General features: G+C 72.4%; 17 protein-coding genes and 1 riboswitch. Of the genes, 7 read left to right on the top strand and 10 right to left on the bottom strand.

Going from position 1 to position 21,643, the window contains the following annotated elements; genetic code table 11:
- Positions 1–65 precede the first annotated feature (65 nt).
- A complete protein-coding gene (locus tag ACIQ6R_RS00705) occupies positions 66–668 on the top strand; it encodes a flavodoxin family protein (protein ID WP_404217822.1) in 603 nt (200 codons plus the stop codon).
- Here ACIQ6R_RS00705 and ACIQ6R_RS00700 read toward each other — a convergent pair.
- From ACIQ6R_RS00700 to ACIQ6R_RS00685, 4 genes are all read right to left on the bottom strand, one after another.
- The gene (locus ACIQ6R_RS00700) at positions 658–1,548 is read right to left on the bottom strand and encodes an ABC transporter permease (RefSeq protein WP_404217820.1); all 891 of its coding nucleotides are present in this window, start codon (positions 1,546–1,548) and stop codon (positions 658–660) included. The two genes, ACIQ6R_RS00705 and ACIQ6R_RS00700, sit on opposite strands and share 11 nt — an antisense overlap.
- Positions 1,549–1,681: 133 nt before the next feature.
- On the bottom strand, positions 1,682–2,668 hold the full coding sequence (locus ACIQ6R_RS00695; RefSeq protein ID WP_404217818.1) for an ABC transporter ATP-binding protein: 987 nt from the start codon (positions 2,666–2,668) through the stop codon (positions 1,682–1,684).
- Positions 2,669–2,817: 149 nt separating this feature from the next.
- On the bottom strand, positions 2,818–4,065 hold the full coding sequence (locus tag ACIQ6R_RS00690) for an outer membrane lipoprotein carrier protein LolA (RefSeq protein ID WP_404217816.1): 1,248 nt from the start codon (positions 4,063–4,065) through the stop codon (positions 2,818–2,820).
- Positions 4,066–4,300: 235 nt separating this feature from the next.
- Positions 4,301–5,311, bottom strand: a complete 1,011-nt coding sequence (locus ACIQ6R_RS00685) for a polyprenyl synthetase family protein (RefSeq protein ID WP_404217814.1) — start codon at positions 5,309–5,311, stop codon at positions 4,301–4,303.
- Positions 5,312–6,000: 689 nt separating this feature from the next.
- A riboswitch (cyclic di-AMP (ydaO/yuaA leader) is annotated at positions 6,001–6,168 on the top strand.
- A gap of 5 nt (positions 6,169–6,173) precedes the next feature.
- Between ACIQ6R_RS00685 and ACIQ6R_RS00680 the strand changes: the two genes are divergently transcribed.
- Entirely contained in the window at positions 6,174–6,674 is a 501-nt protein-coding gene (locus ACIQ6R_RS00680; RefSeq protein WP_404217812.1) for a transglycosylase SLT domain-containing protein, read from the top strand.
- A gap of 125 nt (positions 6,675–6,799) precedes the next feature.
- On the opposite strand, the gene ACIQ6R_RS00675 is transcribed toward ACIQ6R_RS00680, so the two are convergent.
- Positions 6,800–7,609 carry an HAD family hydrolase gene (locus ACIQ6R_RS00675; RefSeq protein WP_404217809.1) on the bottom strand — a complete coding sequence of 270 codons (810 nt, stop codon included), beginning with the start codon at positions 7,607–7,609 and terminating at the stop codon, positions 6,800–6,802.
- Between the two features lie 286 nt (positions 7,610–7,895).
- On the opposite strand from ACIQ6R_RS00675, the gene ACIQ6R_RS00670 reads away from it, so the two are divergent.
- The 3 genes from ACIQ6R_RS00670 to ACIQ6R_RS00660 all read left to right on the top strand — a co-directional run bounded on the left by ACIQ6R_RS00670 (position 7,896) and on the right by ACIQ6R_RS00660 (position 11,177).
- Positions 7,896–8,960, top strand: coding sequence for a GNAT family N-acetyltransferase (locus tag ACIQ6R_RS00670; protein ID WP_404218641.1), 1,065 nt, complete (start codon positions 7,896–7,898; stop codon positions 8,958–8,960).
- Between the two features lie 28 nt (positions 8,961–8,988).
- A complete protein-coding gene (locus tag ACIQ6R_RS00665; protein WP_404217807.1) occupies positions 8,989–10,329 on the top strand; it encodes a glycosyltransferase in 1,341 nt (446 codons plus the stop codon).
- A 92-nt stretch (positions 10,330–10,421) separates the two neighbouring features.
- Complete coding sequence (locus ACIQ6R_RS00660) at positions 10,422–11,177, top strand: polysaccharide deacetylase family protein (RefSeq protein WP_404218639.1); 756 nt, start codon at positions 10,422–10,424, stop codon at positions 11,175–11,177.
- A gap of 6 nt (positions 11,178–11,183) precedes the next feature.
- Here ACIQ6R_RS00660 and ACIQ6R_RS00655 read toward each other — a convergent pair whose 3' ends face one another.
- From ACIQ6R_RS00655 to ACIQ6R_RS00635, 5 genes are all read right to left on the bottom strand, one after another.
- The gene (locus tag ACIQ6R_RS00655; protein WP_404217805.1) at positions 11,184–12,323 is read right to left on the bottom strand and encodes a glycoside hydrolase family 26 protein; all 1,140 of its coding nucleotides are present in this window, start codon (positions 12,321–12,323) and stop codon (positions 11,184–11,186) included.
- On the bottom strand, positions 12,320–12,829 hold the full coding sequence (locus ACIQ6R_RS00650; protein WP_404217803.1) for a hypothetical protein: 510 nt from the start codon (positions 12,827–12,829) through the stop codon (positions 12,320–12,322). Before ACIQ6R_RS00650 ends, ACIQ6R_RS00655 begins: the two co-directional genes overlap by 4 nt.
- A 19-nt stretch (positions 12,830–12,848) precedes the next feature.
- Entirely contained in the window at positions 12,849–14,681 is a 1,833-nt protein-coding gene (locus tag ACIQ6R_RS00645) for a glycosyltransferase (RefSeq protein WP_404217801.1), read from the bottom strand.
- Positions 14,682–15,024: 343 nt separating this feature from the next.
- A complete protein-coding gene (locus ACIQ6R_RS00640; protein ID WP_404217799.1) occupies positions 15,025–17,544 on the bottom strand; it encodes a lipopolysaccharide biosynthesis protein in 2,520 nt (839 codons plus the stop codon).
- Complete coding sequence (locus tag ACIQ6R_RS00635) at positions 17,537–18,739, bottom strand: DegT/DnrJ/EryC1/StrS family aminotransferase (protein ID WP_404218637.1); 1,203 nt, start codon at positions 18,737–18,739, stop codon at positions 17,537–17,539. The genes ACIQ6R_RS00640 and ACIQ6R_RS00635 overlap by 8 nt, the downstream gene beginning before the upstream one ends.
- A gap of 474 nt (positions 18,740–19,213) precedes the next feature.
- Here ACIQ6R_RS00635 and fahA point away from each other — a divergent pair, with 474 nt between their 5' ends.
- The gene (fahA, locus tag ACIQ6R_RS00630) at positions 19,214–20,446 is read left to right on the top strand and encodes a fumarylacetoacetase (protein ID WP_404217797.1); all 1,233 of its coding nucleotides are present in this window, start codon (positions 19,214–19,216) and stop codon (positions 20,444–20,446) included.
- 242 nt (positions 20,447–20,688) lie between these two features.
- The gene (locus ACIQ6R_RS00625; protein WP_404217795.1) at positions 20,689–21,627 is read left to right on the top strand and encodes a M56 family metallopeptidase; all 939 of its coding nucleotides are present in this window, start codon (positions 20,689–20,691) and stop codon (positions 21,625–21,627) included.
- Positions 21,628–21,643 lie beyond the last annotated feature (16 nt).

The following is a 21,643-nucleotide window of genomic DNA, read 5'->3' as shown; positions in this document are numbered from 1 at the left end:
GTACTTGCGTATGCATATAATGCATGTGCTGGTATCCGTGCCCGCCAACCATCCAGGGGGACCTCATGACCCGCCACTTCCTCTTCGTCCTGGGCAGCAGCCGACCCGACGGCAACACCGAACTGCTCGCCCGCCGTGCCGCCGAACAACTGCCCACGGACGTCGAGCAGACGTGGATCGACCTGGCCGAGCATCCGCTGCCCGACTTCGAGGACCTGCGGCACGACAGCGACCACGTCCGCCCCACGGAGGGCAACACGGGCCTGCTGCTCGACGCCACGCTCGCCGCCACGGACATCGTGATCGCCTCGCCGCTGTACTGGTACTCGCTGTCCGCCCCGGTCAAGCGCTACCTCGACTACTGGTCCGGCTGGCTGCGCACCCCCGGCCTCGACTTCAAGGCGACCCTGGCCGGCCGCACCCTGTGGGGCGTCACCGCGCTGGCGCACCAGGAGCAGGAGGTCGCCGATCCGCTGATCGGCACCCTGAACAACTCGGCGGCCTACATGGGTATGCGCTTCGGCGGGGTACTGCTGGGCAACGGCAGCAAGCCCGGTGACGTCCTGAAGGACACCGAGGCGCTGGCGGGGGCCAAGACCTTCTTCGCACAGGAGGCGCCGCTCGCCCGTTTCCCGTACGAGCAGACGGACGCCGTGTCTACGAGGTGATGTCCTTCGCCGTGAACCTCGCCCAGGCCGCCGAGCCGAACACCGCCGCGTAGAGGGCCTGGAGGCCGAGGTTCTTCACCAGGTCGTCCCAGTAGACCGGTTCGCGCATCAGGTCGGCGAAGGACAGCCAGTAGTGCGAGAAGAAGTACGGCTGGAGCGCGTCGAGCTGCGGGATCTGGTCGAGGATCTGGACGGTGATCAGCAGCCCGACCGTGGTCGCCATCGCCGCGACGCCACTGCCGGTCAGGGTCGAGACGAACAGGCCGAGGGCCGCGACACCGACGAGCGAGGCGGCCACGACCAGGGCGATGAGCAGGGCGCGGCCCAGACCCTCGGCATAGGTGATTCTGGTGCCGGAGATGGTGGTCAGTTCACCGACCGGGAACAGCAGCGCCCCGACCGCGAGCGCCGAGACCGCGACCACCAGGGTGGCGGCGAGGCAGAAGGCGATCACCGTGGCGTACTTGGTGAGCAGCAGCCGGGTGCGGCCGGCCGGGGCGACCAGGAGGTAGCGGAGCGTACCCGCGTTCGCCTCGCCCGCGATCGCGTCGCCCGCGACGACACCGACGGCCATGGGCAGGAAGAACGGGAGGGTCGCGGCGAGGGCGGTGAAGACCAGGAACAGGCCGTTGTTGCTGATCTGCGAGATGAACGCTGGGCCTTCGCCACCACCGCCTCCGCCACCTCCGCCGAACGACGCGCCGTCGCTCGTCTCGATCTTCACGGCGATCCCCACCAGGACCGGCACGGCGGCCAGCACGCCCAGCAGGGCGAGGGTGCGCCAGCGCCGGAAGGTGACCAGCAGTTCGCTGCGGAGCAGCCCGAAGGACCACAGCGGACTCGGGACGCGCCCCGCGCTCGCCGCCTCGGCCCGCGGCACCCCGGCCGGAGGCACCCCGTCCCGCGGTGCCTCATCCCGCGCCTCGGCCCGCGACGAATCGGCCGGTGACGTATCAGCCCGTGACGTGTCCGTCCGAGACGTGTCAGCCCGTGAAGTGTCCGCCCGAGACGTGTCAGCCCGCGACATCGAAGCCCTCCCCGGTAAGCGCCACGAAGGCGTCCTCCAGGGAGGCGCGCTCCACTCCGAAGCCGCGGACCCGGACACCGGCCGCGACCAGGGCGGCGTTCAGGTCGGCCAGGTCGCGGTCCGGAGGCTCCGCCGTCACCCGGTCCTCGGCGACGACCACGTCCCCGGCCCCCTGTTCCTTCAGCACCCTGGCCGCCTCCCCCGCGTCCGGCGTGGTCACCACCAGCCGGCCGCGCGCCCCGGCCGCCAGGTCGGCGACCGCGCCCTGGCTGATCAGCCGCCCCTGCGCCATCACGGCGGCGTGCGTGCACACCTGCTCGATCTCGTCCAGCAGGTGGGAGGAGAGGAAAACCGTGGTGCCGTCGGAGGCCAGTTCACGCACGAGCGCGCGGATCTCGCGCATGCCCTGGGGGTCGAGCCCGTTGGTCGGCTCGTCCAGGACGAGCAGGCAGCGCGGCTGGAGCAGCGCCGCGGCGAGCCCGAGGCGCTGCTTCATGCCGAGCGAGTACGCCTTCGCCTTCTTGCCGGCGGCGGCCGCGAGGCCCACCCGGTCGAGCGCCGCCGCGACGCGCTCACGCCGGGTGCGCGGGTCGGCGGCCGGGTCGGCGGCGTCGTAGCGCAGGAGGTTGTCGCGTCCGGAGAGGAAGCCGTACAGGGCGGGGCCCTCGATGAGGGCGCCGACCTGGGGCAGGACGGTGCGGGCCGCGCGCGGCATGGGCCGGCCCAGGACCCGGGCCGTGCCCGAGGTGGGCTCGATCAGGCCCATCAGCATGCGGATGGTGGTGGTCTTGCCGGAGCCGTTGGGGCCGAGGAAGCCGAAGACGCTGCCCGCCGGGACGGTCAGGTCCAGACCGTCGACGGCGAGCTGTCCGCCGCGGTAGCGCTTGGTGAGCGCCCGGGTGGCGATGACGGCGTCGTCCGTGCCGTCCTCCTGGTCCGGGCTCTCCGCTTCCGTGGCGGACGCTTCGGCCATCGGCTCCCTCGCTTCGTCGTAGCTGCTCCGTGCTTGTATCTGACGCGTGACGCCCGACGCGTGACGCCCGACGCGTGACGCGTGCCTGGCGCCTGGCGCCTGGCGCGTGCCTCACGCCTGACGCCTGACGCATGACGCCTGCCTGGCGCCTACTGGGCCGCGTCGGCCGCCTTCACCAGCGCGTCCTTGGTGACCGCACCGGCGTAGACCTTGCCGTCGTCCGTGATCAGGGCGTTGACCAGGCGGGTCTTGAAGACCGTGCCGGACCCGAAGTCGCCCTTGACCTGGTCGCCGAAGGAGCCGAGGAAGCCACCGAGGTCGCCGCCCGCGGAGGCCGTGGGCAGGCCCTGGCCTCCGGTGTCGAAGGTGGCGATCGAGTTCCAGCCCTCGCCGATGACCTTCAGGCCGTCCTTCCCCTTCAGGCCGTCCGCCTCCTTCAGGCCGTCCATCTCCCTGGCGAGGTCACGCTCGGCCTCCCGCCCGTGCGCCGGCGCCTCGGCCACCTCGTCGCCCTCGGTGACCTTCGCACCCTTGGGCGGGGTGAAGTCGAACGTCGACGCGTCCGGCTTCGCGAAGCTGACCTTGGTGAAGCCCGCGTCCACGACGGCGGCGCCGCCGCTCGACGGGGTCAGCGTGAACTTCAGCGGCATACCGGTCTCGGCGTCCACCGCGACGCTGACGGCGCCGACCGTGGAACCCTCCTGCTTGGGCTTGATCACCAGCCGGTACGCGTCCCGGCCGGCCACCTGCGCGGTGCCGTCGACGGTCACGGACGTGGTGCCGTCGACCGCCTTGAGTGCCTGGTCGGCGAAGTCCTTCGGGGTGGCCGGCACCTCCTTCTCCGGCTGTTCGGCGCTGCCGGACGTGGTGGAGTGGTAGACCTCGTTCGACTCGCTGTCGTAGCCCCAGACGTCCTTGCCGTTGTGGATCAGGCTGTACTCGGCGGCGTTCTCCAGCAGCGACAGCTTCTGCCGGTCGGGGCCGTCGGCGGCGACCCGCAGCGTGTGGGTGCCGGACACCAGCTCGGTGAGCTTGGCCGACGGGTCGGCGGCGGAGCCGTCCTCGTCCCCGCCCGAGCCCGGACCGCCGGACATACCGGACATCAGGCCGCTCTCCAGGCCGCCGAGGTCCGGCAGACCCAGGTCCGTGCTGATCTTGACCGTGCCGGACAGCTGCTCGACGTCCGACTTGGCGATCTTCTCTATGAGCTGCTCCGCGGTGACCTTCGGAAGGTCGGGGTCCCCGGAGTCGGCGAGCGCGGGGACGAGCCCGATCGTCACGGCCGCCACTCCCATCACCGCGACCGGGACGACGTACCGCGCGGCCCTGCGCCGTCCGGCGCGCAGGTCCTCGCCCTCCCCGGCGGTCGTGTTGTCGTCGGAATCGATCGGTGCCATGTGTGCCCTACCTCCGTCGTCGGCGGCGGCTGTCTCACGACCTCGCGCTCGTTCACCCGTGAGCCGCCATTCTCACCCGAATCGGTGAGGATTGGTGTTTCCGTGGTGTCCATCTGACCAAATCGGCCAAGCGGAATCGTCAGACCGCGGGCTCAACTCCGCCTACTCCTGCGGGATGACACGGAGGGAGTGCGACTCCCCCGGCCCGTAGGGGACGGGGTACCCGGCCGGGCGCTCAGCCGGCCCGGTGCACCACGGCGTCGCACAGCTCCACCAGCGCGGACTTGGCCTCGCACTCCTTGAGCGGGGCCAGCGCCGCCCGGGCGTCGTTGGCGTACCGGACGGTGTCCCGCCGCGCCTGCTCCAGCGCGGGGTGGGCGCGCAGCAGCCGCAGCGCGTCCGCGTGCCGCGCGTCGTCGCTCAGGTCGGAGTCCAGCAGCTCGCACAGGGCGATGTCCTCGGCGAGCCCCAGTCGGGCCGCCCGCTCGCGCAGCCGCAGCACCGGGAGGGTCGGGATGCCCTCACGCAGGTCGGTCCCGGGCGTCTTCCCGGACTCGTGGGAGTCGGAGGCGATGTCCAGGACGTCGTCCGCGAGCTGGAAGGCGACGCCGAGCCGCTCGCCGTACTGGGTGAGCACGTCCACGACCGTCTCGTCGGCGCCGGACATCATCGCGCCGAACCGGCAGGAGACCGCCACCAGCGAACCCGTCTTGCCGCCCAGCACGTCCAGGTAGTGGTCGACCGGGTCCCGGCCGTCCTGCGGCCCCGCCGTCTCCAGGATCTGGCCGGTGACGAGCCGCTCGAACGCCAGGGCCTGCACGCGGACCGCCTCGGGACCGAGGTCGGCGAGGATCTGCGAGGCGCGGGCGAACAGGAAGTCGCCGGTGAGGACCGCGACCGAGTTGTCCCAGCGGGTGTTGGCGCTGGGCACGCCGCGCCGTACCGCGGCCTCGTCCATCACGTCGTCGTGGTACAGGGTGGCGAGGTGGGTCAGCTCCACGACGACGGCCGAGGGCACGATGCCGGGGGCGTAGCGGTCGCCGAACTGGGCGGAGAGCATCACCAGCAGTGGCCGGAAACGCTTACCGCCGGCCCGCACCAGATGCTGGGCGGCCTCCGTGATGAACGGAACCTCGCTTTTGGTTGCCTCAAGCAACCCTTCCTCGACAGCAACCAATCCGGCCTGGACATCGGCTTCCAGAGCCTGGTCCCGCACGCTCAGCCCGAACGGCCCGACGACGGTCACGAGGGGTCTCCTGTCTGCTGGTGTCTACTGGCGATTACCTGGTTTGTCGATAGGTCGCTGCCACCACTCAAGTCAGCGTATCCGGTCACCTTTCGATCACCGCTAGCGCCCACCGTTACAGGCCGGTCGGTATCGGATCATGCACGGTATGTTTTTGATCAGGTGATATGAGCAGATATTGATCGCCATCACCGGGAGCCGGAACCCGCCATCGAAGATCACATCACCCCTCCCAACGGCCCGCACGCCGATTACGTCACCCGCTCGGCCCACCCCGATCCGCCCCGAACGCATGCCCGCACAGTGTGCGGAAACACCGGCCGGAGCGGGGTCGGGCGCGAGACGCGCACGGCAGCGAGCCCGGCCGGCCGGCGGTCGAGACCCGAAGCCCTCCCCACCTGCGGCCGATTGACTCCGAGTTGGCCTTAATGCCTGATTTGCCATCCTTGTTGAGGCCCGTGAGTTGGCTCACTCCGCCCCACCTGTAGGCAGCCTCGCCGCCGACTGTGCCCTCCCTTTGCCCCGCAAGCCAGTTGAGCCTTGGCAGCCGCAAAGGATCAAGCACCTCAAACACCCCAGACCAAGGTCAACAGGCGCGTTGGGTGATTCCTGCACTTGTTTCGGACATCTGCTCTCGCATACGTTCCCGGCCTGTCGGGCGGACGCCGAATCCTGCCACCGCCCGGACGCACAGTCATCCGCCAACAAACTCGCAGGCAGGAGCGGGGGACCCAGGTAAGTCGCCGCGCCGGTCACCACCGGAACGGCTCGGGGTGAAGCCGTGCCCGTCAGGGCCCGGCCGGGCACCTCCCCGCCCGAACCCGACAGCTCACCTCGCAGGCGTAAGGAGAGGGACTCAAGCATGTCTGCCAACGGTCAGAACCGTCACGCCCGTACCGCCCGCCTCGCCCGGAAGCTCGCCGTGGCAGCCACCGGCGCCGCCGTGCTCGCCCTGCCGCTCATCGGGGCCACCAGCGCCTCCGCGGCCACCCCGGCCGCCACCACGACCGCCGCCACCGCCACCACCGCGGCGACGACGTACCCGGACAACCTCGACGGCTGGATCCGGGAGTCGCTCGACATCATGGCGCAGCACGGCATCCCCGGGTCGTACGAGGGCATCCACCGCAACATCATGCGGGAGTCGTCCGGCAACCCGATGGCCATCAACAACTGGGACATCAACGCCATCAACGGCACCCCGTCCAAGGGCCTGCTCCAGGTGATCGCCCCGACCTTCGAGGCGTACCACGTGCCCGGCACCTCCTGGGACCCGTACGACCCGGTCGCCAACATCACCGCCGCCTGCAACTACGCGGCCGACCGGTACGGCTCGATGGACAACGTCTTCGGCGCGTACTGAGCCGCACCGGAGGTACTGGGCCGGATCGCGCGATTCCGAGCCGCATCGCGCGGTCTGGGCCCGCATCGCGCGGTTCCGAGCCGCATCGCGCGGTTCCGAGCCCTGCTACAAGGCTCTGAGCCGTATCAAGAGGTTCTGAAGATCCGTTCGAGGACGACGGCCACGCCGTCGTCCTCGTTCGTCGTGGTGACCTCGTCGGCCACCGCCTTGAGTTCGGGATGGGCGCCCGCCATGGCGACACCGTGGGCGGCCCAGTCGAACATGGGGATGTCGTTGGGCATGTCCCCGAAGGCGATCGTCCGCCGCCGGCCCACGCCCAGGCGCTCGGCGGCCAGCGCCAGGCCGGTGGCCTTGGTGATGCCGCACGGCTGGAGCTCCACCGTCCCCGGACCCGACATCGTGACGGTGGCGAGGGAACCGACCACCGCGCGCGCCGTCGCCGCCAACTCGTCGTCGGACAGTTCGGGATGGCGCAGCAGCACCTTGCTGATCGGCGCGCTCCACAGCTCGTCGCGCCGCTCGACCCGTACCGCGGGCAGCGTCGGGTGCGGCATCAGGTAACCCGGCTCGATGAGCGTCAGGCCGTCGACACCGTCCTGGTCGACCGCCGCGTGCACCTGTCCGACCTCGGCCTCGATCTTGCCGAGCGCGGTCTCGGCCAGCTCCCGGTCCAGGGTGACCGACCACAGCATCCGGTGCGCGCCGGCGTCGTACACCTGGGCGCCCTGGCCGCACACGACGAGCCCCGTGCGGCCGAGGCGGTCGAGCAGGGGCCGCACCCGGGGCGCCGGCCGCCCCGTCACCACCAGATGCCGCGCACCGGCCTCGGCCACCCGCGCCAGCGCGGCCAGTGACCGGTCGGACACGGTGTCGTCGCCGCGGAGCAGCGTGCCGTCGAGGTCGGTGGCGACGAGTGAATACGCGGTGCGGTCCATGATCAGAGAATACGGACACCGCACCTGTCCGACTCACCCGCGATCGCTTCCGAACGAGGAGGCGCGAGGTCAGCACGAGTCCGCACGAGTACGGCACGACTGCGCACGAGGACGCACGTTCGTGTCCGAAACCTGGCACATCATCGGCTAAAGCCGGTTAAGGGCCTGTGCACCGGTTGGCAACAACATGGTCCGCTACCTACCGGCCGGACGGCCCCGGGGGTACCTTCCTTCTGTCCAGGGGGGACTTGATCGGGGGGTCGGGTTGAACAGCGGACGTGTGCGTGTGCTCAGGCCGGAGGAACTGGGCGAGGGGGAACGGGAGCACTGGCGCGAGCTGCGCGCCAAGTCGACGGCACCACGCAATCCGTTCATGGAACCGGAGTTCACCGACGTCGTGGCCCGGGTGCGGCCGCGGGCGCGGATCGCGGTGGTGTACGACGGCGGTGAGGCGGCCGGGTTCCTGCCGCACGAGCGCGGGCCGCTGGGCCAGGGCCGGGCGATCGGGCTCGGGGTGTCGGACTGCCAGGGCGCGGTGCTGCGCCCGGGCCTCGCCCCGGACACCCGCGAACTGCTGCGGGCCTGCTCCCTGTCGAGCTTCGCCTTCGACAACCTGGAGGCGGAGCAGGAGCTGTTCGTACCGCACGCCGCCGAGGAGCACACCACCTACGTCATCGACGTGGAGAAGGGCTACGAGGCGTACGAGAGCGTGCTGCGCGACGGGTCGCCGAAGTTCCTGAAGACCACCCTCGCCAAGGAACGCAGGCTCGGCCGTCAGGTCGGGGACGTGCGCTTCGTGTTCGACGAGCGGGATCCGGCCGCGCTGCGCACACTCATGGAGTGGAAGTCGGCGCAGTACCGCAGGACGGGACGCCGGGACCGGTTCGCACAGGAGTGGATCACCCGGCTCGTCGCGCGGCTCGCCGGGACCCGGGCACCGGAGTGCACCGGCACGCTGTCCGTGCTCTACGCCGGCGGCCGGCCCGTCGCCGCCCACTTCGGGCTGCGCTCGGCGACGGTCCTGGCGTGCTGGTTCCCGGCGTACGACCCGGCTTTCGCCAAGTACTCGCCGGGGCTGGTACTGCACCTGCGGATGGCCGAGGCAGCCGCCGCCGGGGGCATCGGCATGCTCGACATGGGACGGGGTCCGGCGGAGTACAAGGACGCGCTGAAGACCGGGGAACTGCCCGTGTACGAGGGCGCGGCGACGCGCGTGGGGGCGGGCGCCACGCTGCACTGGCTCGGCCGCGAGCCGGCCCGCCGCGCGCACGGCTTCGTGCGCGACCGGCCCCGGCTGGCGTCGTTGGCGGTACGGACGTTGAGGGGCGCGGCCCGGCTGCGCCGGTCGTGACGGAGGGCAACCACGAGGGGGTGGGCGCATGGCCGGTGTGCGGCGTGCGTGGCAGGAGGCACGGACACGGCGGGAGATAGAGGGGTTCCTGGGCATCGGGCCGGTGCAGGTCGCCGAGCTGGATCTCGGCCCCGAGGGAGACGGACGGGCCGCCGGCGACGAGGGGGCGGAGCTGAGACCCGGGCCGGGCAGCCCGCCGGTGACGTCCGGCACGGTGTTCCTCCTGGTGAGACGGGCGGGCCGTCCCGTCGGTACCGTGCTCGGACAGGTCCCCGAGGGCGCGGATCCCACGGAGGTGCTGTCCGGGCTCGCCCGGAAGCTGCCGCAAGGGGCGCCGCCCGGGCCGTCGCCCCGGCCGCCGTCCGCCGGCGTCGTGGTCGCCACCCGGGAACGCGCGGACCAGCTCGGCCGCGCGCTGGACTCGCTGCTCGCGCAGGACCACCCGGACTTCGAGATCGTCGTCGTCGACAACGCGCCCGTGACCGGCGAGACCCGGGAGCTGGTCGAGCGCAAGTACGGCGAGCGGGTGCGGTACGTGTGCGAACCGGTGCCCGGCCTCGCCATCGCCCACAACCGGGGTCTCGCGGTCGTACGGGCCGAGGTGGTCGCCTTCACCGACGACGACGTGGTCGCCGACCCCCGCTGGCTCAGCGAGCTGACCGCGCCCTTCGCCGCCGACCCGCGCCTGGGCTGCGCCACGGGGCTGATCCTGCCCGCGCGGCTGCGCACCCCCGCCCAGGTGCTCCTGGAGAGCCACGGCGGCTTCGCGAAGGGGTTCACCCCCCGGACGTACGACCCCGCGCACCCGCCCGCCGACGAGCCGCTGTTCCCGTTCACCGCGGGCCGGTTCGGCTCCGGCGCCAACATGGCCTTCCGTACGGCCGTGCTGCGGGCGGTCGGCGGCTTCGACCCCGCGACCGGCGCGGGCACGCGCGCACGGGGCGGCGACGACCTCTACGGCTTCGTCCGCGTCCTCGCCCAGGGGCAGCGGCTGCGCTACACCCCGCATGCGCTGGTGTGGCACCACCACCGGGAGACCTGGCGGGACCTGGAGACCCAGGCCTACGGCTACGGGGCGGGCCTCACCGCGTATCTCACGGCGATCCTGGTGAACCGGCCGGCGCTGCTGCCGGCCTTCCTCGCCCGGGTGCCGGGCGGGCTGGCGCACGCGCGAGGGCTGACCGCCGTACGCGCGACCGGCGACGACGCGGACCCGGCGGCGGCGGAGGGACCGGGCGGGCACGACTCCCGAACGCATCCCTGGCCGCGGCGCCTGTCCCGGTTGCAGCGCCGGGGCATGCTGTACGGCCCCGTCGGCTATCTGCGCGCCCGTCGCGCCCTGCGCACGGTCGGGCTGGAGACGCGATGAGCGAGGCGGCCGGGGCGCGAAAGGGCGTGCCCTCAGCGGGCGGGGCGGGCGGGGCGGGCGGGCACATACCCGTCTTCCTCTACCACGCGGTGATGGACGATCCGCCCTCGTGGATCGCCGAGTTCACCGTCACCCCGAAGGAGTTCGCCGCTCATCTGGACGCGATCGTGGACAGCGGCATGACGCCGGTCACGATCAGCGTGCTCGCCGACCACCTCGCCGGGCGGGCGCCCCTGCCGCCCCGGCCGGTGCTGCTCACCTTCGACGACGGCTTCGCCGACCTGCCCGGTCCCACGGCCGAGGCGCTGGCCGAGCGCGCGCTGCCCGCCACCGCCTATCTCACCACCGGGGCCATCACCCCGGGCGGCCGCAGTCTGTTGCCCCCGGCCCCGATGATGGCCCTGGACGCGGCGGTGGAGCTGGAACGTTCCGGCATGGAGATCGGCAGCCACACCGTCACCCACGCCCAGCTCGACACCCTGTCCGCCAAGGGCCTGGGGTACGAACTGCGCACGTCCAAGGCCGTGCTGGAGGACGCCCTCGGGCATCCGGTCCGCCACCTCGCCTACCCGCACGGCTACAACAGCGCGAAGGTGCGGTCGCTGTCGGCCCGCGCCGGGTACGAGACGGCGACCGCCGTGCGGCACGCGCTCAGCTCGGACCGCGACGAGCGGTACCGCATCGCCCGGCTCATCGTGCGGCGGAGCCACACGGTGGCCGACGTCGAGGCGTGGCTGGCGGGCGGGGGCGTCCGCGTCGCCCCCTACCGCGACGGGCCGAAGACGGTCGCGTGGCGGTGGTACCGGCGGGGGCGTGCCATGGTCCGGGGGCCCGAGTTCGCCGGCTGACCGCGGTCACTCGAGGGGCTGGTTGAGGTGCGGGGCGGCGACCGCCTTGCGCAGGCTGGCCCACGCCCGGTCATTGGCCACGGCCAGGTCGCAGTGCGGCCCCGGGTCCCGGTAGTTCCACTGGAGGGCGGCCTTGACGCCCTCCAGTTCCTTGAGCACGCCGGGCACCCGCGCGTACCACTCCGCCTGCCGGTCCGGCCGCTTCGGGTCGGAGGCGCTGCCGAACTCCGAGAGCATCAGGGGCTTGTCGTCGGAGAGGTTGGCGCGGATCCAGTCGTGGGTGGGGTGCTGCGTCTGCGCGAAGCTGAGCCAGTCTGTCTTGTGGCAGAGGTAGTAGTTGTACTGGTTGTAGCCGATCCAGTCGACGTACTCGTCCCCCGGGTACATCCGCTCGAACAGGTCGGCGTGGTCCAGGTAGCCGGTGATGATCCAGGTCCACACGACGTTGTCGACGCCCAGTTCGCGGAACCGGTCGTGGATGTGCCGGTAGGCCCGCACGTAGTCGGCCGGAGTGCCGTTGTCCGGGGTGCGGGTGTCCATCTCCAGGTCGAAGGAGAGGAACACCTTCTTCCCCGTGCGCTGCCCGTAGTCCTTGACGCGCCGCGCCTGCACATCGATGACGGAGTCGTCCAGGTCGCCGGCGGCTATCTGCTTCCAGGTGGGCTGCTGCCGCTTCGTGCCGCCCCACCACTTGCTCTCCCAGGACAGCAGCAGCATGCGGTCCTCGCCGACGCGCTGCTCCTGCTCGGTGAGGAGCTGGCCTTCCAGGCGGGTGTCCGTGACCGCGGACATGTCGTGGTACGTGTACACGATGTCGAGCCCGCGCCCGACGTTCTTCTCGTACGCGCGCACCTTCTCGGCCAGGTCGGACTTGTCGTGCGGCACGAAGGCACCGAACCAGGCGCCACAGGGCGGTTCGAGGAGCGCGGTCGGGCGGCACCTCGGGTCGTCGGCCGGATCAGCGGGGCCGGAGGCGTCGCGCAGGGCGAGCACCGCGACCAGGACCGCGCACGTGGCCGTGATGGAGGTGATCAGCAGTCGCCGCCGACCCGGTCCCCCGCGGTCTCCGGGGGTCTTGGGCCGGCGGTGCTGTCCGGTCGTCGTCGAGTCTCCGGCCGTACGGCGAGCGGGACGGGCGAACCTCACAGAGCGGAACCCTTCCGTGTCCTCGGCGCCGCCCCCGGCGCCGTGCTGGGTGTCGGCGGGGAGGCACGCAGGCGCGGGCAGAACGCGGCGAGCGTGGTCAGCAGGGTGAGCGTCAGCAGGACGCGGTCCCCGCTGAAGGCGTGCGCGGCTATCAGCACCGTGGCGACGAGCACCGCGGCGCTCACGCTCAGCAGGACGGCCAGCATCAGCCGTTCCAGCAGGTCGGAGTGGCGTTCGAAGTCCGCGTCCCGGCGCTCGACGGGGACTTCGGCACGGCGGGCCCGCAGCGCGGGGCCGCAGATCCCGACCAGGGCGGCGCCCGGGCCGACGGCCAGGAACGCGGCGACGGCCGCGCCGCGCAGTGGTGAGCCGCCGGGCAGGGCGAGCGCGGCGAGCGCCAGCCAGCCGGCGAACGGGGGCAGCATACGGATCACGAGGTCCTGCGGTGTCCTGGCGTCCTGCGATGTCGTGGCGTCCTGCGATGTCCTGGCGTCCTGCGATGTCATGGTCTGACTCGCTCCCTTCTCAGCTCGCCGGTTTCAGGACGTAGAGCACGCCGGCGCTGTTCTCGGCGACCAGCTCGAACCTCGGTGACGTCGCCACGGACTCCCGAACGCGCTTCAACTGCACCTTGTCCAACTGGCCGTTCATCTCCGAGTTGGCCGTCTGCCCCTGGGTGAGCAGGAAGTAGGCGCGGGCCGGCTCTTCCACGGCGGCCATGTCGCGGGCCAGGACGGCGGCCGGGTCCCGGACTATCTCGTCGACGTGGCGTCGCTCGTCGTCGAGGAACCAGTAGTGGTCGACTCTCCAGTACTGCTCGTAGGCGAGCGGGTAGTTGCGGTTGGCGGCTACGACCAAGGAGTCGTCGGGCGCCTGGTCGAAGAGCTGCTGGACGAGGGCCACTTCCCTGGGCGGGAAGTAGTTGATGCGGTCCTTGCCCGAGTAGCTGGGTACGAAGGCGAGGGTCCCGGCGAGCAGCACGAGCGGCGGCCCCCACGCGCCGTAGCGCAACGGCGGCAGGGAGGGAAGTGGGAGGCGGCGGCGCCGGGCGGTGGTGGCCGGCGAGTGTCCGCCCTTCTCCCGCGAGGCGGCGTCGGCGGCCAGCGTGCGGACCTTGGGCAGCAGCGCGGCGGCGGCGAAGAAGGCCGCGCCGGGCAGCGTGAACATCAGGACCCGGAAGATCATCTCGCTGCCGTAACTGCTCGCCACGAACATCGGCAGCGGCGCCGCGGCGACCAGCAGCAGCGGCAGCGCCCGGTGCCGCAGCACCCGCTGGCGCAGTACACCCACCAGCGCGAGCAGGAGCACGGAACCCGACAGCAGCCGGGCCGCCCAGGAGGTCGCCACCGCTCCGGCGCCGGTGGGGGTGGCCCCGTACCCGGTCTCGACGTTGGCGCCGACGTCGCCGATGGAGCGAATCATGTCCGGCATGGCGGCGGACAGGAAGGGCAGCGCGGCCGTGAGGCACCAGGCCAGGAAGATCACAACCGTCGTGACCGCGGGGACCCAGTGGCGGTAGCGACGTGTGAAGGCCAGCGCGACGAGCGTGACGACGAGCATGCCGGGTGTCAGCTGGTGCGAGACGACGATGGCGGTGACCAGCACGCTGAGCAGGACGGTCCACACGGCCTGCCCCGGCCGGCCGCCCCGCCCGCCGGAGCGGCCGTAGCGGCGCAGTACGACCGCGATGACGCCCAGGTGCAGGACGAAGGCGACGGACTGCGGGGAGAAGTAGTCCTGACCCACCCAGTTGCCGACGCAGAACAGCCACACGCCGGTCCAGATCAGCCGCCGGTCCTCGGTGAAGGTCCGGTAGATCAGCAGCAGCGGGAGGAGCAGCAGCACACTGGAGACCAACGGCCACCAGGCCATGTACATCGCGGCGTTGTCCACACCGAGCAGCCGCACCAGCGCCGCCTGGGCGGCGAAGAAGCCGGGCCACTGGTCGTATACGGCCATGTCGCCGAGCTGGTCCGCGCTCTGGAGACCGCCGGACGTCAGCAGGTGGTCGATGACCGCGTCGTGCTTCCACGCCCACGCGTAGAGCGGGGTCGGGTAGAGAACGGCCTGGGTGGCCCGCTCCATCACCAGCAGGCCCAGGACGTACGCGAGCGACCAGCCGTTACGACGGCGCGGGTCGCGGACCGTGGACCAGAAACCCGCGGTGAGCACGGCGAGGCCGGCCCAGAAAGTGGGGTGCAGGGCGCTGACCAGGCCGTAGTCGTCCAGGGCGGACACGTCGGTGTGCCGCATCGCGTAGACCCACAGGGCGAGTGCGACGAGTAGGGGCACGGCCGGCCAGGCGGCGGCCACCCGGGCCGGCCAGGCGGCCGGAGCAAGGTCGGACAGATCCGTCACGGGCAGCTCGGCGGAGGAGCCGGAGGACTCCGGAGTAGAGGGACGGTGGGCGCGTGCGGTGATCCTCCGGCCCGGCCGGGCTGATGCTTCGTCCGAGGTCGTGGTGGCCGACTCCTGCGAGGTACGGGGGGACGGCTCCGGCGAGGTACGGGACCGCTCCTGCGAGGCGCGGGGCTCCCCGGCGTCCGGCGCGTCCCGGCTCGCCGCGTCCCGGTTCGTCGCGTCCTCGTTCGTCGCGTCCCGGGTTCCCTGCCCGGGCGCGGGCTCTGGTGCGGATCTCTCCCGTGGAGTTGCTGGCGGACGCACGACGGTTTCCCCCCTGGCGATTCGGCTCTGTGCTCGATCAGTCCCTGGACATGCCGTTCGGTCTGGCGCGGTGCGGGGGGTCCGTCATGTCCGCCGTGTCCGTCGTGCCCGTCATGAAGGCCGGGCGGCGCAGGGACAGGAGCAGGACGACGAGGACGAGCAGCAGGAGAAGAGGCGGCGCGATCGGCGCGACCTCCTGACGCCAGACCCAGCCCCCCACCGCGACGAGATACAGAACCCCCCAGCGTCCCTGCCACGGCAGCCGGCCGCCCGTCTTCCCGAGCAGCAGCCACAGCGGTAGGAGACACAGCAGATGCAGGACGAGCGGAGCCCAGCGCAGTAGTGGGCCGGGCCCGTCGAGCCCTGCCGCTTCCGCGATAAATCCGGCTGTCTCGGTGTATAACGCCCCACCGACCGCCTCCGGTTCCCGGCCGAGTGCCACGGGCGCCGCGTGCAGGGCCAGTACGGCGGCACCCAGTGCGCCGCCGGGCAGCCACGGGTCGGGCGAGGCGCACAACGTCACGGACGCCACGAACACCACGAGCAGCAGGGCCCCCGCGACCAGCGCCGACAGCGGAAGCCCCCGCAACAGTTCCTGCCCGGTGAGTTCGGCCCCGACCTCGGAGGCGCCGCCCAGCCACGGCAAGTCGCGCGACGCCACCAGGAAGCCGAAGGTGGCGACGCCGAGCAGCAGCCACAGGGCAGGCCTCAGACGCCGCTCGGGGATCGCCCCTATCCCGCCGTCGTCACCTTCTCCGTAGCCGAGGCCGGAGTTCGCGTCCGGCGCACCGGGCGCGTGGGGCGCGGCGGACGCGGCGGACGCGGCGGTCGCAGTGGGCGCCTCGGTCGCAGCAGCCGCAGCAGTCGCAGCGGAGACAGCGGACGCATCAGACGCACCGGTCAAGTCCGGCGTCGGCGCCGGGCCCTGGCCGGACGGGGCTTCGGCCTCGGCGTCCGGGTTCCGGGGCCGCCGGACGATCACCGCGAGGGTATCCGCCTCCAGGGCCTCCCGTTCGTACCCCGGGCGCCCTATGAACAGGGCGACGGTGTCGTCCCGTGGTGCCCCGTCGGACTGCCCGTGCTCGTACGCCGCCCGGCGCGCCCAGTTCGTGCCGTACCCGGCGGTGGCGTTCAGCCGGGCCCAGTGGGTGCCGTAGGAGTTGCCGGGACCCGGCTCCCGCCCGTCCCCCAGCTCGATGCCACCGGAGCCGTCCGAGCCCCGGGGCCCGCCGGGACGACCGGCTCCGTCACCGCCGCGCAGGGTGGCCCGCAGGCCGGGCACGCAGCCGACGGCGACCACCGTCATGCCTCCCAGCACCGCCCAGCCGGCGCCCGCGATCCCGGCCGGGCTGAACAGCATCGCCGCGCTGCCCAGCACGAGGACGCACATGGTGCCCTGCACGGCGGCGAGCACGCCGGTACGTCCCTGGACGCGCAGCACGCCGATGTACAGCTCGACCACGATCCTCGGCAGCGCCCCGATCGCCAGCAGCCGCAGCACCGTGGATCCGTGCTCGGCGTAGTCCTCGTCGAAGGGCGCGAGGATCTGCGGCGCGAAGACGACCAGGAAGAGCACCACCGGCACCAGCAGCAGCGTCATGCGGCGCAGCGCTCCCCGGACGCCGTCGGCGAGGCGGCGCGGGTCGTGCGAGGCGTGCGCGGTGAGGGAGGAGGCCATGTTGATGGCCATGAACTCCATCGTGCCGCCGACGGTGTACGCCACGTAGAAGTAGCCGTTCTCCGCGGCGCTGAAGTTGACCGCGACCATCACCGGCAGCAGGTTGATCATCGCCAGGCTGAACAGCGCGCCCAGCGAGTCCCCGGCCAGGAACCGCCCCATCTCGCGGGCCTTGGGCGGCTCCACGTCGTGGTCGGCGGCGGCCTGGCGCGGGATGAGTCTGCGGAAGATCAGCCAGCCGAGCGGCAGGGTGGAGAAGGCGATGGCCACGGCCCAGGACACGAAGATGCCGAGCACCGGCACCGTGCCGGCGAAGAGGGCCAGCAGGATCAGCTTCCCGACCGAGAACACCGCGTTCCCGGCGGGCACCCACTCCGCCTTGCGCAGCCCGGTCAGCACGCCGTCCTGGAGGGTGAGCAGCGCCCAGGCCACGCACGCCGCGACGAACAGCGCCCCCGCCTCGGCGGTGCCCAGTGGGGCGTACGAGGCGCCCCACAGGTCGAGGGTGAGCAGGAAGACGACGGCGGCCACGGCGACGACCACCGAACTGGCCGCGTACGCCCGCCACACCAGCGGCCCGGTCGCGCGGCCGGCCCGCGGTACGAAACGGACCACGGCGCCGATCATCGTGGTCGCCGTGATGCTGGCGAGCAGCCGCATGGCGGCGATGGCGGCGGAGCCCTGCCCGACGGCCTCCTCCGAGTAGTAGCGGGCGGCCACGAGCCAGAAGCCGAGGCCGAGTACGGCGGAGACGCCGGTGCTGAGCATCAGGAAGTAGGCGTTCTTGAAGAGCGAGTCGCCTCCGTGCCCGCTCCCGGACGGCGTCGGGCCGCCGCCCGCGGGTGCCGACGCGGTCTCGTGCACCTGCGTCTCAGCCACCGGTCGGGACCAGCCCTTCGGGTGCCTCGGCCGGTCGTGCTCCGGACTCCTCCAGCGCGGCGACGGCCGCGCGGGCGCGCAGCGGATCCACCGGCAGCGCGTGCCGCGCGAACCAGCGCGCCCCCTCCGGAGAGGGCGACGGGTCGGTGAAGGCGGCGCCCGCGTAGTCGTCCAGCGGCGGATCGTAGAGGTAGCCGACGACGATGCCGCGCCGGGCCAGCGCCCGCACCGCCGCGTCCCGGTCCGCCACGAGCAACGGCACGCGGAACAACGGCTGCGCCGCGCCCGGTGATCGGCCCCTCGGGCCCTCCCACCCGGCCGGCGTCGCCCAACGCGTCGACAGCAGCAGCTCCGTACCCGCACGGCAGCCGGCGAGTACATCGTCCAGCCGGTCGAGCCCGCGTCCGATGCGCCCGAGCCGGAACCGGCCGGCGCGCAGCCGGTAGTCGTGCATGTCGACACGGACCCAGGGGTCGTGGGCATCGAGGGAGTCCTGGGCACCGAGGTCCGGGGCCGCGGCGACCGCGCGGGCCAGCTCCTCCGGACGCAGCGGCATCCGGATCTCCTCGCGCTCCAGCAGCCCCAGCAGCCGCATCGCGGCCCAGGCGGCCCGCCGCAGCCGCAGCCCCCGCACGGCGGCCTCCGCGTACGGCCGTACGGCGTAGGCGAGTTCCGCCGTCGCACGGCGCGGCAGCAGCAGGTCGTCGCAGGCTTTCTCCAGAGTGTCCCGCAGCCTCGGGTCGGCGACCGCGAGGATTCCTCCGGCCTTGGCGCCGACGTGCTTGGACAGGCTGAAAACGGAGGCGTCGCCCCAGGCGCCGACCGGTCGCCCGCCCACCTCGCTGCCGATGGCGTGCGCCGCGTCCTCGAACAGCGGGATGCCCAACGCGTCGCAGCGGGCCCGCAGTCCGGGCGCCGGGTCCGGGTTGCCGTACAGGTTGGTCGTCACTACGGCGGAAAGCGAGCCCCACAGCGCCTCGGGCACGGCATCGATGTCGATGGACGCGTCCGACGGATTCAACGGCGCCTGCACCGGCCGCAGTCCGGCCGCGAGCACGACGAAGAAGATGACGTCGTCGTTGACCGGCGACATCAGCACCCGGCCGCCCGGCGGGCACCAGTGACGCAGTGCCGCGTAGAGCCCGAAACGGCATGACGGTACGTACACGCATTCCCGGCCGAGTCGGCCGCGCATGGTCGCTTCCAGCCGCTTCCTCGGCTGCGAACCGTCCCGCACCGACTCCGGACCGGCCTCCCCTGTGGCCATCCGCCCCCCTGATGTGCCATCGAAAGCCCCCTCCCCGAGGCCTTCCGGCACCCGCCCAGAGTCGCCCCGTTCGCACCGCTCCGTCAAGATTGCGTACCGGCCTGTGGACAACTTCCCGCGCACAAGCGGAAGCGGAGAGCCACATCTCCGGCCGTCCGCGCGGGCGTACGCGGGCCCCGAAGACGCCGTCCCACCGGTCACTCCCCCGTCCCCACCCACGGTCGCCCGGACCACTCCCCGCACGTCAGCACGCCTGAACGCGCGTCCCCCGCCACGCGCCGCCACCTCCCGACGCACTGCCCAAGACGGGTATGTCACCCGTAACGTGTGGCCCGGCCACGAACCACGTGGCGCACACGGCGCGCACGGCGCATGGCGAGCACGAAAGCGAGGCAGCACCCGATGCCCCCCTTCGATGTCCCCGAGGGCGACCCCTTCGGCCCGCACAACCTTCCGTACGGCGTGTTCTCGATCCCCGGCAGGCAGGAGCGGACGGTGGGCGTCCGGCTCGGCGACCACGTCCTCGACGCCGGCGCGGCGGCCCACGCACTCGGATCGCCGTACGCCTCCCTGCTCGCGCGGCCCACCCTGAACCCGCTGCTGGCGGCCGGCCGCACCGCCTGGTCCGACGTACGGCGCGCGCTCACGGCATGGGTGACGGTCCCCTCCCACCGCGAGGCCCTGGAACCCCTGTTCCACCCGCTGTCGTCGGTGACCCTGCACCTGCCCTTCGAGGTCGCGGACTACGTCGACTTCTACGCCTCCGAGAACCACGCCCGGAACGTCGGCCAGATCTTCCGTCCCGACGCCGCCGACTCCCTCACCCCGAACTGGAAGCACCTCCCCATCGGCTACCACGGCCGCTCCGGCACGGTCGTCGTGTCGGGCACGGACGTCGTACGGCCGTTTGGGCAGCGCAAGGCCCCCACCGACACCGCTCCCGTCTTCGGCCCGTCCGTCCGCCTCGACATCGAGGCCGAGGTCGGCTTCGTGGTGGGCGTGCCGTCCGAGCTGGGCAGCCCGGTGGCGCTCGGGGACTTCCGCGAGCACGTCTTCGGACTCTGCCTGCTCAACGACTGGTCCGCGCGGGACGTCCAGGCCTGGGAGTACGTCCCCCTCGGCCCGTTCCTCGGCAAGTCCTTCGCCACGTCGGTGTCGGCGTGGATCACGCCGCTGGACGCCCTGGAGGAGGCACGGGTGGCCCCGCCGGAGCGCACCCACGAACTGCTGCCCTACCTCGACGACACGGACGGGGATCTCGACGAACCCGGAGGCTACGACCTGCGGATCTCCGTCGCCGTCAACGGCCACGTCGTCTCCGAGCCGCCGTTCTCCACCATGTACTGGACGGCCGCCCAGCAACTGGCCCACATGACCGTCAACGGCGCCTCGCTGCGTACCGGCGACCTCTACGGCTCCGGCACGGTGAGCGGACCGACCGAACGGGAGCGCGGGTCCCTGCTGGAGCTGACCTGGAACGGACGCGATCCCCTCGAACTCCCCGACGGCAAGCGGACGTTCCTGGAGGACGGGGACGTGGTGACCCTGTCGGCCTGGGCCCCGGGGCCGGGCGGCACCCGGGTGGGGCTGGGCGAGGTGACCGGCCGGGTGACCGCGGCGCGGGCCGGACGGTAACCACAGGACTCCCGCGGCTCCCGCGACTGCCCCGCGCTCGGATCCGTTGTCCGTCTGGAGCTGACTCACACCGCCCGTCACCGTCATACTGGCGTCGGGCGGTGTGCGCGGCCTGCTCGCACCCGCGCTACGAGCACCGTCCCGCCGGTCCGACCACAGCCGCACCCCAGTCGCACCACTGTTCGCGCCATCGCCCCTCACAGCCAGAGCCGCCCTTCCGACCAGGATCCGGAGCCCGTGGCATGACCCTCTGCCTGCTCCTGCTGTTCGTCGTCGCCGTGACCGCCGCGGTACCGGTGCCGCGCGCGCTGACCCGGTCCGCGTGGCCCGAGCGGGACCCCGTGGTCGCGCTCTGGGTGTGGCAGTGCCTGGTCGCCACCGTCCTGCTGTGCTGTCTGACGGCCCTCGCCCTCGGCGCCGCCGCCGTCTTCGGCACCGTGCGCGCCCAGCTCTTCGCGCCGGCGCCGCCGGCGGTGACCGCGGCCTACAACCTCTCCGCGGGCCCGCCCTGGGCGGCCGCCCTCACCCTCCTGCTGGCCGGCGGTGCCGCCTGGACGACCGCCATGCTCGCCCGCGAACTCGTCGAGGCCCGTCGAAGGCGCGCCCGCTCACGCGCCACCCTGCGCGAGCGCGCCCCTGACCTGCCCGCCGGACTCCCCGCCGCCCGCGGCCCCCTGCTGGTCCTGGAGGACGAGTACCCGGACGCCTGGTGGATGCCCGGCAACCCGCCCCAGCTGATCGTCACCACCGGTGCTCTGCAGCGCCTCACCGACCATCAGCTCGACGCCGTCCTCACCCACGAGCGGGGCCACGCCCGGGCCCACCACGACTGGCTGCTGCACCTGTCCACCGCCCTGGCCACCGGCTTTCCGCGGGTCCCGCTGTTCGCCCACTTCTGCGACCAGACCCACCGCCTGGTCGAACTCTCCGCCGACGACACCGCCTCCCGCCGCTGCGGCCACTTGACCACGGCCCTGGCCCTGATCGAGCTGAACCAGCACCGCGGCGTCCTGTCCTGCTCCTCCAGCCACCGACTCCTCGGCGAACGGGTCGACCGCCTCCTGGAACCCTCCCCCCGCCTGCTCCCCCGGCACAGGGCCCTGACCACGGCGACGGCCGCTCTGGTCCCCCTCCTCCCGCTGCTGATCACCTTCGCTCCGGGCCTGACGGCGCTGGCGTAGGAAGCCGCGCGCCCGT

The sequence above is a fragment of the Streptomyces sp. NPDC096048 genome (assembly GCF_044763415.1).
In the GTDB taxonomy this organism is placed as follows: Bacteria; Actinomycetota; Actinomycetes; order Streptomycetales; family Streptomycetaceae; genus Streptomyces.
The sequence above is the reverse complement of the archived record's forward strand: the minus strand, read 5'-3'. Positions and strand labels throughout refer to the sequence as shown.